This is a genomic window from Lactobacillus nasalidis (genome assembly GCF_016587775.1).
Taxonomy (GTDB): domain Bacteria; phylum Bacillota; class Bacilli; order Lactobacillales; family Lactobacillaceae; genus Lactobacillus; species Lactobacillus nasalidis.
The window spans coordinates 1-11502 of sequence record NZ_BOCG01000414.1; the positions used below are offsets into that span (position 1 = coordinate 1).

Annotated in this window: 14 protein-coding genes; 1 reads left to right on the forward strand and 13 read right to left on the reverse strand. The window is 51.5% G+C overall.

What is annotated here, in order from left to right; all coding sequences use genetic code 11:
* A partial coding sequence (locus tag lacNas_RS07580; protein ID WP_201346745.1) for an ATP-binding cassette domain-containing protein occupies positions 1-1134 on the reverse strand: 1134 nt, incomplete at its 3' end.
* Positions 1135-1643: 509 nt separating this feature from the next.
* Here lacNas_RS07580 and bsh point away from each other — a divergent pair.
* On the forward strand, positions 1644-2618 hold the full coding sequence (gene bsh / locus lacNas_RS07585) for a choloylglycine hydrolase (protein WP_201331434.1): 975 nt from the start codon (positions 1644-1646) through the stop codon (positions 2616-2618).
* Positions 2619-2690: 72 nt separating this feature from the next.
* On the opposite strand, the gene lacNas_RS07590 is transcribed toward bsh, so the two are convergent.
* The 12 genes from lacNas_RS07590 to lacNas_RS07645 form a co-directional block, all read right to left on the reverse strand.
* Positions 2691-4343 carry a sensor histidine kinase gene (locus lacNas_RS07590; protein ID WP_201331435.1) on the reverse strand — a complete coding sequence of 551 codons (1653 nt, stop codon included), beginning with the start codon at positions 4341-4343 and terminating at the stop codon, positions 2691-2693.
* Complete coding sequence (locus tag lacNas_RS07595) at positions 4343-5020, reverse strand: response regulator transcription factor (protein ID WP_201331436.1); 678 nt, start codon at positions 5018-5020, stop codon at positions 4343-4345. The genes lacNas_RS07590 and lacNas_RS07595 overlap by 1 nt, the downstream gene beginning before the upstream one ends.
* Before the next feature lie 88 nt (positions 5021-5108).
* Positions 5109-5747: a phosphate signaling complex protein PhoU gene (gene phoU / locus lacNas_RS07600; RefSeq protein WP_201331437.1), complete on the reverse strand. Its 639-nt coding sequence runs from the start codon at positions 5745-5747 to the stop codon at positions 5109-5111.
* 17 nt (positions 5748-5764) lie between these two features.
* Positions 5765-6520: a phosphate ABC transporter ATP-binding protein PstB gene (pstB, locus tag lacNas_RS07605; RefSeq protein ID WP_244660716.1), complete on the reverse strand. Its 756-nt coding sequence runs from the start codon at positions 6518-6520 to the stop codon at positions 5765-5767.
* A 2-nt stretch (positions 6521-6522) separates the two neighbouring features.
* Entirely contained in the window at positions 6523-7398 is an 876-nt protein-coding gene (gene pstA / locus lacNas_RS07610) for a phosphate ABC transporter permease PstA (RefSeq protein ID WP_201331438.1), read from the reverse strand.
* Positions 7398-8306 carry a phosphate ABC transporter permease subunit PstC gene (gene pstC, locus lacNas_RS07615; RefSeq protein WP_201346746.1) on the reverse strand — a complete coding sequence of 303 codons (909 nt, stop codon included), beginning with the start codon at positions 8304-8306 and terminating at the stop codon, positions 7398-7400. The genes pstA and pstC overlap by 1 nt, the downstream gene beginning before the upstream one ends.
* 3 nt (positions 8307-8309) lie before the next feature.
* Complete coding sequence (locus lacNas_RS07620) at positions 8310-9200, reverse strand: phosphate ABC transporter substrate-binding protein (protein ID WP_201332060.1); 891 nt, start codon at positions 9198-9200, stop codon at positions 8310-8312.
* Between the two features lie 374 nt (positions 9201-9574).
* Positions 9575-9859: a hypothetical protein gene (locus lacNas_RS07625; RefSeq protein WP_201332061.1), complete on the reverse strand. Its 285-nt coding sequence runs from the start codon at positions 9857-9859 to the stop codon at positions 9575-9577.
* 181 nt (positions 9860-10040) lie between these two features.
* Positions 10041-10379, reverse strand: a complete 339-nt coding sequence (locus lacNas_RS07630) for a hypothetical protein (protein ID WP_201332062.1) — start codon at positions 10377-10379, stop codon at positions 10041-10043.
* Between the two features lie 17 nt (positions 10380-10396).
* A complete protein-coding gene (locus lacNas_RS07635; protein ID WP_201332063.1) occupies positions 10397-10669 on the reverse strand; it encodes a hypothetical protein in 273 nt (90 codons plus the stop codon).
* Positions 10670-10746: 77 nt separating this feature from the next.
* Entirely contained in the window at positions 10747-10929 is a 183-nt protein-coding gene (locus lacNas_RS07640; RefSeq protein WP_201332064.1) for a hypothetical protein, read from the reverse strand.
* Positions 10926-11207 (reverse strand): hypothetical protein, encoded by a 282-nt coding sequence (locus tag lacNas_RS07645; RefSeq protein WP_201332065.1) that lies wholly within the window; start codon positions 11205-11207, stop codon positions 10926-10928. Before lacNas_RS07645 ends, lacNas_RS07640 begins: the two co-directional genes overlap by 4 nt.
* Between the last annotated feature and the right edge of the window lie 295 nt (positions 11208-11502).

An 11502-nucleotide genomic window follows, 5' to 3' on the forward strand; every position in this document is an offset into this window, starting at 1 on the left:
CTTCAGGCCCGGCTGCAGCTGCCAGTCCCCGCGGCAGTCCAGGCCCTGCCGGCCAAGCAGCCAGCTGATGAAGCTGGTCTTGCCGCTGCCATTTGGCCCGGTCAAGGCCACGATGCCGCGGCTGGGAAGGACCAAATCCAGATCCGCGAACAGCTCTCGGCCGGCAAGATTCAGGCTGAGCTGCCGGCCAACAAACAATTCCCGGTGATAATCCTCTTTAAAGTTCATGTCCAGGCGCGGGGCGGCTTCAATATTGCTCAACAGGCCCTGCTTGGCCGCTTCTTCTCTGGCCTGCCGCCGCGCGACGTTTTTGGACCGCTGCATCACTTTGGCGGCCCGCTTGCTCAAAAAGCCTTTGTCGCTCAGTTCTGCCTTCCGGTCTGGCTTGATCTTCCCCCTGCTGTGAATGCTGTTTTCCGCCTGCCGGGCGTTGGCGGCAAGTTGCCTGCGGCTGTTCTCCAGGCTCTTGATTTCGCGGCGCAGCTGCCGGTCTCGGGCCAGGTTCTCTTCGTCACGGTGCTGCTTGCTGGTCTGGTAGCCGGAAAAATCATCCCGGTAGAGGTGAATTTCGCCGTTTTCCAGTGCCAGCACATGGTCGCTGACTTCGGTCAGAAAAGTCCGGTCGTGGCTGACCACGATATAGCCTTGCCGGGACTTTTTCAAATAGTCTGCCACCTCCTGGCGGCTGGCAGCATCCAAGTGGTTGGTCGGCTCGTCAAGCAGGGGGAAAACGTCCCGCTGGCTGAAGGCCAGGGCCAAAAGCAGCTTGCTCTGCTCACCGCCGCTCAAGTCGCCGAAGGGCTGATCAAGCAAGTCTGGGCTCAGCCGGAGCCGGTTCATTTCTTTTTCCAGGCGCCAGAGTTCAAAATCCTGCTCCCCCAGCAGACTTAGGTAAGCTGACTGGTCCCGGGGCAAAGAGCGGGGACAGTAGGCAAAGTTCAGCGGGCTCTTGATTCCCGCCTGCTGGCCCAGCTGCCCGGCCAACAGGCGCAGAAAGGTCGTCTTGCCGCGGCCGTTTCGCCCTACCAGGGCCAGTTTCCAGCTTGAATCCAGGTCCAGCGTCAGGTCGGTAAAAATCGGTTTGGCCTGGCTGGGATAAGTGTATGAAAGATGGTTGATCTGAATTGCAGTCATATTTGCTACCTCGAAAAGAAAAAAAGAGAGTCTGCACCCCTACAATGGACAGACTCTCTGCGGCAAAAGCAGCGCCAATCTTGCAAAAGTGCACAGCAACCCCCTTGGCGGCCGGCCAATTCCTGACCGCCCGTTTCGTGAATGGTTGACTATGAAAATGCAAGATTACAGACGCAAGGCTTTCGCCTCCTTTCGCGGTTTATTTTTTTGTTCGCCTAGTATCCTACCACACCTGCAAGCCAGCTGGCAAGAACCAAATCCGCTGTTTATTAAAAAAGCGCCGCCTTTCTATGTGCTTCTGCTAATAAAATTCAGTCCTTTTCTTTTTAAGGCTGCCATAAAAGCACGGCTTTGCCCTCGCTAAAAGCAAAACTAATATTCTTATTCTAATAGCATTTAACTTATTCTTTATTGTTTTTATTATATTTTTCTCTTTTAAAATTTAAAATATTTTTCTTTGTTTTTGCCTCAAAAAGAACTACAATATTTTTTGACAGGAGGTATTTAACATGTGTACAGCAATTACTTTTGCAACTGAAGATCACTATTTCGGGCGTAATCTGGACCTGGACTTTTCCTACAATGAAACGGTTACGATTACCCCAAGAAACTATGTTTTCCCGATGCGGAAAGTGCCGGATTTAAACAGCCACTACGCCATCATCGGGATGGCAACGGTCGTTGGCGACTACCCGCTTTACTATGATGCCGTCAATGAAGCCGGCTTGGGGATGGCCGGGCTTAATTTCCCGGACAACGCCCACTACTTTGAAGACGTTGCCGGCAAGAACAACATCACTTCTTTTGAACTGATTCCATACATTCTGGGCACTTGCAAGACGGTTGCCGAGGCCAAAAAAGCCCTGGCCAACATCAGCATCTCAGCCGAGAACTTCTCCAAGGAATTCCCGACCAGCACCCTGCACTGGATGATTGCTGACAAGGACGGCAGCATCGTGGTCGAATCCACCGCAGACGGCCTGCACGTTTACGACAACCCGGTTGGCGTCATGACCAACAACCCGCCATTCCCGATCATGAAGTTCGCCTTGAACGACTACTACGCCCTTTCAGCCCACCCGCTGGAGCACAAGTTCGCCAAGGACCTGGACCTGCACGAATACTCCCGCGGCATGAGCGGCCTGGGTTTGCCGGGCGACTTGTCCAGCAAGTCCCGCTTCGTGCGCTGCGTCTTCACCAAGTACAACAGCTTGTGCGACAAGGATGAAGCCAGCTCAGTCAACCAGTTCCTCAAGATCCTGGGCTCCGTTGAGCAGGTCAAGAGCCTGTGCGAAGTTACCCCAGGCGAATACGAGTACACCATCTACTCTTCCTGCATGAACCAGGAAAAGGGGATCTACTACTACACCACTTACGGCAACCCGGACATCCACGCCGTCGACATGCACAAGACCGACCTGGATGCTGACAAGCTGACCAGCTACAAGCTGCAAAAAGATCTGGAATTCCACTTCGACAACTAAGCCTCTTTTTCAAATTCGCGTTAAAAAAACAAGCCCGCCGCTGATCGCGGTGAGCTTGTTTTTTGTTTTTCTTTAGAGTTGGTCTGCTTCCTGCGGCAAAGCCGGGAAAAGCACCGTAAAGGTTGACCCCTTGCCCAGTTCGCTTTCCAGGCGGATGGTCCCGTGGCACTGCTGAACGGCATGCTTGACGATCGACAGGCCCAAGCCAGTCCCGCCAGTCTTGCGGCTGTGGCTCTTGTCCACCCGGTAGAAGCGTTCAAAGATCCGGCTCTGCGCCTCCTGCGGGATCCCGATCCCGGTGTCCGCCACCTGCAAGATTGCCTGGCCGCGGTGTTCCTTGACCGTAACCTTGGTCTTGCCGTTTGGCTTGTTGTAGCGGATGCTGTTGTCGATCAGGTTGTAGGCAATCTCATAAACCAAGCGGAAATTGGCCAAAATCATGCTGTCGCCCAGGTCGGTTTCCAGACTGACGCCATGGCGGTCTGCCGAGCTCTGCAGGGCCTCGATGGCTTCGGCCACCGGGCTCTTCAAGTTCAGCTTGACCTCTTCAAAGCGCTGGTTTTCATCCAGGTGCGACAAACGGATGATGTCGTCAATCAAGGTCAGCAATTGTGACGAGGACTCATGGATCTTCTTGTAAAAGGCATCCCGGTCCTCATCTTTGACCAGGTGGTTTTCCAGCAGCTCAGCCGAGCCCATGATCGACTGCAGAGGCGTCTTCAGCTCGTGAGACACGTTGGCCGTAAACTCGCGGCGCACCTGCTCTTCATGGTATTCTTCTGTCACGTCGACCACCAGAATCGAGGTCCCCTTCAGGACCTTGTGGCTGGTAATCGGACTGGCGCTGATCTGGATATTGCGCCCGCCGCGCTCGATGATTCCCTCGGCGTGGGCCAGGCGGCTGTTTTGGTTGATGATTTCCTTAACGTCGTCAGGCAAAACGTTATCGTCGCCCAAGCCCAACAGCGAGACCACTGCCGGATTGGACAAAAGAATCCGGTCGTCCAGATCTGTCAGGATCAAGCCTTCCTGCATGGCATCAGTCACCGTCTTAAACTCCTTTTCCCGATGGTGCAGCTGCTCCATCTGATCCGCAATCTGCCTATTCTGGCTGTCCAGGCGGGTCAGCAGCGGCTTGATTTCCTCATAAGAGCTGCTCTGCAGCGGCTTGTCCAAATCCAGCTGGTTGAGCGGCTTGACGATCGTCTGCGAGACCATCTTGGCCAGGAACCAGGAGACCAGAACCGCCAGCAGCAGAATCAGCAACAGCGGTGACAAGAGCCGCATCAGCATGTGCCAGAGGGTGTTTCTGGTGATTGCCACCCGGATGACGCCGCCGTTTTTGAGTCTTTCAGCATAATACATGGTAACCGTCGACAGGGTCGTGCTGTAGCGCTCACTGGTTCCCTGCCCGTACTTCATTGCCTGGGCAACTTCTTTTCTTTTGGCGTGGTTGCCCATCTTCTTTGGATTTTCCTCGTTGTCGTACAAAACCTTGCCTTTGGAGTTGATCCAAGTAATCCGGTAGTTTTCTCCTTTAAGATTCTTGAGAAACTTTTTGCCGCTGGTATTCACCCCGCTGGCCGCCAAATCGGCCTGGGAAGCCAAAGCCGCGACTTCATTGTGGTCAAAGTCGATGCTCAGCAGGATTGCACTGAAAAGGACGGCGAAGAATACCACCATCGCCGTCGAAAGGAAACTCGCCCGAAATATCTTTTTAAACATCAATCTGCTTCATGGTAGCGATAACCGACACCGCGCACCGTTTCGATATGTCTACCAGCCTCACCTAACTTTTGTCTCAAGGTTCTCACGTGAACGTCAACCGTGCGCGTTTCACCGTAAAAACCAGTCTCCCAGATTTGATCCATGATTTCTTCACGGGAGAAAACAGTTCCCGGATGAGTAATCAAGAGCTTCAAGAGCCCGTATTCCTTCAAAGTCAAATCGACCTGGTGGCCATTTTCATAAACTTCATGACGCTTCAGCAAGATCTTGATGCCGTCTTTCTCGATCTTGTCTTCCTTCTTGCGGTTGGTCCGCCTCAAGACGGCCTTGACCCGCGAAACCATTTCCATCATGCCGAATGGCTTCGTCAGATAGTCATCGGCCCCTGAGTCCAGATTCTTGACTTTGTCGTATTCAGCCGTTTTAGCGCTGGCAATGATGACTGGCAAATCTTCAGTTGCCGAGTTGCTCCGCAGCTTGTGCAGAATCTCACTGCCGTCTTCGTCAGGCAGCATCAGATCCAGAATCACCAAATCCGGCCGGTTGCTCTCCAAAGCCTTGAAAAAAGTCTGTCCGTCTTCAAAGCCGCGTACCTTGAAGCTCATTGATTCCAAGGTATACATTTCAATTTCGCGGATGCTTTCGTCGTCTTCAACACACCAAATTTCGGTCATAAAAAAATCCCCTTAACCTTTCTGCTTAATTTCAATTATAGTTTAAGACCATAATCTTTCACAAGAGCGGTAAGAGGAATTCATGGGCTTATTTGCCAGCCTTGCCGGTAGTTACAAATAAGGACCATTTAGCAATATTGACGGCGTGATCGCCGATTTTTTCAAAGTACTTTGCGACCATCATCATATTGATCAAATATTCCGGATTGCCTTCCTTGCTGAAGTTATCGATCAAAAATGCCTTGGCTTTATCAAAGCTTTCATCAACTTGGTCTTCGCGGGCAATTACGGCTTTGGCCAAGTCTTCATTTTTGCCGGCCAGCGCGGTAACAGCGTCATTTACCATGCCGGTGGCGATTTGGGACATGCTCTTCAAGTTCAGCATGTCATTGGCAATTGAGAGGTGCTCGTTAAGCACCAGTTCGGCAATATCAGCCGCGATTTCGCCGATTCTCTCCAAGTCGTAGACCGCCTTCAATGAGGCGCTGATCACCCGCAGGTCGGTGGCAACCGGCTGCTGCTCCATCAACAGGCGCAGGCAGGTGTCTTCGATGTCACGCTCGCATTTGTGAATGCGGTGGTGAAGGTTGATCGTGTCTTCCGCCTCATGGTAGTTGCCAGTAAACAGGGTATCCGTTGACTCGGAGATTGTATCCTTGCACAACTGCCCGATTTCTTCCATTGCCTCTTGTAAGTGAGCCAATTCTCTATCAAATCTAGTTCTCATTTTTGGCCTCCTCTGCCTTAACCGAACCGACCAGTGATGTATCTTTCAGTTCTTTCATCCTTTGGCATTGAGAAGAGCTGATCAGTCTCCCCAAATTCAACCAGGTCGCCGAGCAGGAAGAAGCCAGTCTTGTCAGAGATACGCACCGCTTGCTGCATGTTGTGCGTAACGATCACGATGGTGTAGTCCTTCTTCAGTTCCAGAGCCAGTTCTTCGATCTTAGAAGTTGAAATCGGGTCCAGCGCACTGGTCGGTTCGTCCATCAACAATACTTCCGGCTTAACAGCCAGGGCCCGCGCGATGCAGAGTCTCTGCTGCTGACCACCGGAAAGGCCGAGCGCTGACTTCTTCAGCCGGTCCTTCAAGTCATCCCAGATAGCCGCTTGCTTTAAGGAAGTTTCAACGATTTCGTCCAGTTCCTGCTTGTCAGTAATCCCGTGGATGCGGGGGCCGTAAGCAACATTATCGTAAACGCTCATCGGGAACGGGTTTGGTCTTTGGAAGACCATGCCGACTCTTTGTCTCAAGACCGTCACGTCCAAGTCCCCGTTGTAGATGTCAGTGCCGTCCAGCTTGACGGAACCATCGATGCGGCATCCCTCAACCAAGTCGTTCATGCGGTTAAGCGACCGGAGCAGAGTTGACTTACCACAGCCGGACGGGCCGATGAAAGCCGTGATTTCGTTCTTTTGGATGTGCATGTTGACATCGTGCAAGGCGTGGAAATCGCCGTAGTAGAGATTCAGGTTTTCGATTGTAATTTTGTCTTCCATTATTAGTTTCCTCCGTTGTTGCGCTTGCGCATCTTATCGGAAATGTGGCGCGTTACCAAAGTAAAGAGCAGAGCCAGGACTACCAGAACAGCTGAAGTGAAGTTGGCAATCTGGGTGGCTGACGGGTTCAAGGCCCCTTCAGTTCTCATGACCCAGATGTGCAGTGACAAGGTTTCCCCGCTTCTGAACGGGTTCAGCGGTGAAGTCGGTGAAGTGACTTTCCAGAAGTTCTGCCAGTTGATGTAAGTTGACTGGCCTGACGTGTACAAGAGGGCGGCGGCTTCACCGAAGCCACGGCCGGCAGCCATGATGACCCCGGTCAGGATCTGCGGCATGGCAGCCGGAATCAGAACCTTGCGGATGGTTTCGGACTTGGTTGCCCCCAGACCCAGGGAACCTTCCTTGTATTCAGCCGGCAAAGACCGGATCGCGTTATTGGTTTCAGTAGTTATCAGAGGAATTGAAAGAATTGAAATGGTCAGCGCCCCGGCCAGGATGTTCCAGGACATCCCCGTCCACATGATGAAGGCCAGGTAGCCGAACAAACCGATGACGATTGATGGCAGTGAGGACAATGATTCGATACTGATTTCAAACATTGTCAAAAACTTGCCCTTTTTGGCGTATTCAGCCAGGTAAACCCCGGCTCCGATGCCGATCGGCACTGAGAATAACAGTGAGAGGAAAACCAAGTAGATAGTGTTGAAGAACTGATTGAAAATCCCGTTGCCGGCCGCTCCCAGGAAGTCCCACTGGAAGCCTTTCAGGCCGTCAAAGATGATTGAGAGCGTTAAGTAGAGCAGGAAGGCCAGCATAATCCAGCCGATGGCGTAGAAAAATCCCGTCATCAGCCGATCTTTTCTTTTTGCACGGCTCATTATTTATCCTTCTTTCCGTTGCCAAGCTTGTGAATCAAGACGATCAAAACGATAGAGATGATGAAGAGCAAGAGGGCCATTGACCACAGGGCCAGATTGTATTCCCCGCCTTGGGCCGTGTTGCCCATGTCGGCAGCAATTGCACTGGTCAAGTTGCTGGTTGGTGACAGCAGGCTCGTTGCAAATGACCGGGTCTTACCGATAACCATGGCTACGGCCAGGGCTTCACCGATCGCCCGGGCCAGGCCCAGGATGATCCCGGTCAGGATGCCGCCAGAAGCGGCTGGCAAAACGACCTTGCCGATTACCTGCCAGCGGGTGGCACCCAAGCCGTAGGCACCTTCTCTGTAGCTGCCAGGAACGGCCTTGATGGCGTCAGCCGAAACCGTGGTGATGGTCGGGAAAATCATGATGGCCAAGACGATTGCGGCTGCCAGAACCGAGAAACCGCCCATCTTCGGGTGGAAGATGCCTCTGATCAAAGGAACCAGCTTGGTCAAGCCAAACCAACCGTAAACAACGGATGGGATGCTGACGTAGATTTCCGTAGCTGGCCGGAAGAACTTTTCACCGATTTTTGGCGAGATTTCCGTCATGTAGACGGCTGAGCCGATCGCGAAAGGCAGGCAGATGATCAAAGCCAGCAGACAAGTTTCCAGGGAGCCAACGATATAGATGGCTGCCCCGACCTTGCCGCCGAACATGCCCGTCTTGTCCAGCGGAGCCCAGTCGCTGCTAAATAGGAATTCCCAAATGCTGTGGTGCGCCTTGATAAAGGTCTGGCTGCCCTGGTAGAGCAGGAAGGCCCCCATCAAAAGAGTCAAAGCGACGATCAGCAGACCGCAGGCGATATAAACCGCCCGCCAGCGTTTATCGCTGGCAATTGCCTTTTGAACTACCTTGTCCATGCCTTATTCTCCTTTCTGCCGCGTTGCTTTAGCAGCAGCTGACAACTTGTAAGCGACACCGTAGCCCATGGCTTCGATCTTGGAAGCGTAGTCCTGGCTCATCATCTTCTTTAAGAAGGCCTTGGCTGCGCCCTTTGGCTGGCCTTTGGTGTACATGTGCTCATAGTTCCAAACAGAATACTTGCCGTTGTAGACGTTTTTCAGCGTCGGCTTGACACCGTTGATAGATACGATGCCGACTTGCGGGTCCCCGGTCAGGTATGACAGGGCAACGTAGCCGATTGAGCCTTGAACGCTCTGGATCATCTGGATCAAAGTACCTGAGTCGTCAGTTTCCAGAGACTGGTTGGACTGGCTGGCGTGGTTCTTCAGAGCATATTGCTCGAAAGTAGCCCGCGTACCTGATGAAGACGGTCTGGAAACCAGAACGATCCGGCAGTCATTGCCGCCAACCTGCTTCCAGTTGGTCACCTTGCCGGTGAAGACAGCGATCAGCTGCTTGGTGGTCAAGTTCTTGACCCCGGCATCCTTGTTGATGATTGGTGCAATAGCAGTGATTGCGACCTGGTGGTCAACCAGCTTGCTGGCTGACTTCTTGTCCAGCTTTTCTTCTGCAAACAGGTCCGAGTCACCGATGTCAATCGTGCCGTCGGATACCTGCTGCAGGCCTTGGCCGGACCCGCCGCCGTTAGTGTTGATGACGCTGTCCGGGTTTTCGTCCATGAAAGTCTTTGCGGCGCTCTGCACCAATGGCAGCAAAGCAGACGAGCCGGCCACGTTGACCGTCCCGGAGACTCCCTTGGTATCAGCTTTCGAGCTGCCGATTACGCAGCCAGTGACGATTGCCAGCAAAACAAGTGCAACAATAGCGACTTTGGTTTTTTTGCGTGACATGTTGATTCCTCCTTGAATTCTTACTGACTTAATCTTAAAGGAGACAGGTTAAATGCATTCATGGATGATTGTTAAATCAATGTAAAATACTTAATTCTCCCGGGTGCTAAAACTACTGATAACTAGCGATTCTTAACATTGATTTAACAGGCTTTGTGTGAATTAACAATTACTAGCTTTCGCAAACTCGGTTCCCTTTTCAGTTCCCGCCTTGTGAAATTTTAGGGCAACAAAAAAGCGGGCTCCGAAGAGTCCGCAGCCCCACATACGTGAGGAAGTATATAATCCATTGGACTTTTTCACAGTGTCCTCCGGATCACCCCCACGGAAGTGGGGAAGTTATGTTTATATATTAACCCGGAAGTGTTTGATCGTCAAGCGTTTCTGACTGGGATTTCCATCCATCTCTCAAAGCCGTCGTCCCAGACATAGCCGTCCTGGCTGGCGTCTTCTTCACTGCCGTAAGCCTCAGCTGGCTTTGACCAATCTGACAGGAACTGGTCTTCGGTCAGCAACTGGAGTTCACGGAAATCGCATTGTTCCGTGCGAAGGTATTCTTCAGCTTCTGCCTTGCCGTCGAATTTTACGGCAAAAGCATCGCTGCCGTCATCTGTGGCATTGACCACGTAGTAGGTAGTTTCTTCGGTTAACTTAGTCATCTTGTTTTCCTCCTTCTGATTTCCTTTGTGCTAGCCACTGCTGAACTTCTCTAAGGTCGTCTTTGTCGGCTAGTTTTAGTATGTACCGCTTTGTGCTAGACTTGGCGGCCGATTTTCTCATGATGTCTCTGTGCTCGGCGTCCCACTTGCGGGCCGATCGAGCTTGCGCTGGCGATACCATCTAGGCCTCCTCCTGGTACTGATCGTACCAGTCATCGACACCGTAGTCGTTGACGATGTCAAGCATCGCCTGCTTGACTTCGCTGTCTGAGAGCTCCTCGAAGTCTTTCACGGTGTAGTCCTCGATGTCAGCGACGGTGACGCCGAAACGGAGCTTTGGCTGCTCGTTGTCGACGTAAAGCGGAGAATCCTCCGTTACTTCGTCACCCTTGACGCACCAGTAGTACTGAGGGAGATTAGTGTAAACCTCCCCAAATTCTACGCCGTTGCATGCATCAAGGCGTCCGGCCTTGATGCCGTCAATGATTGAAGCTTTGAATTGTTCTTTAGTCATAGCCATTTTAGGTTCTCCTTCTTTTAGAATTTACTTGCTTTCCAGTTTTCGGTGATCGGGTGGCTTGACCCCGCAAGGGCCAAGTTAAGCCGCTCGTGATTGATAAGATCAACGGCCTCTTGCTCTGTCAGCCCGACATCGTCAAGTTGAATTGAGCAGTGAAGGGTTTTTGGCGTGTCGAAGATTCTAATTCTTCCTTTTTTCACGTCAACCGTCTTTCTGCCGATCTTGTCCTCTTCTTCAAGGAATGGAGCAAGATAATTTTCAAGCAACATCTTAACAGTTCCGTTAATCATTTTGTTCTCCTTTTCTCTTCTTTGTTCCTTAACTGTCTTTATTGTATCCCTTACTAACCGACATGTAAAGAAAAAATCTAAACTTTTTTCTCTTTTTCTTCCCGATCATGGATCAAGGCTTTGAACTCTTGCAAGTCCTCAGCCGTTGCCATGTCACGAATGAACTTACGTGCATAGGACCGGTAGCGGTAAACCCGCTGCTTGTCCTTATTTGCGGCCTTCCAGCGTTCGTTGGCGGCCTTTTCTGCTTTAGTTTTCACAGGGTTTCGTCCTCCTTTTCAAGCAATTCCAGCAATTCGGTTGCCGGCATCTTTTTCCGGTTGAACGAGTTGAATTCCTCAGCCATTTTCAGGTCGAAGTCCTTCAAGCTCGGCCCAAACCGGCGGATCGGGAACTCATCGTCAACGTAAAAGTAGTCAACATAGAGTTCTTGCCCGTTAGGCATTACAACCCAGTAAGCCCAAACGGTCTTTACGCCTTCAACCGCAATGTCGCTTTTCAGCTCTTCAATTAGAGCTGCCGAATCGAATGAGAACATTTTGTTTCTGCTGCAAAAAATGTGTGCAATGTAGCCAAATAGTAATTTTTGACTACGTATGTCCAAAGACATGGATACAGACATTTTTCTTATTGCCGTCATCACTGGTATTCCGATATCCCAACAAGGGGGTAACCGCATTGACCAGCGCAGGCACCGAAGCACCACTCTTGCAACTTCTTGGAAAGGCTCTCGCCAATCCTCGGATACAGCCAACCCGCATGACTAAGGCCAAGGCCTTAGCCATTAACTCTCCTTTCTTTAAAATTTATAGCGCATGATTTAATTCTGGATG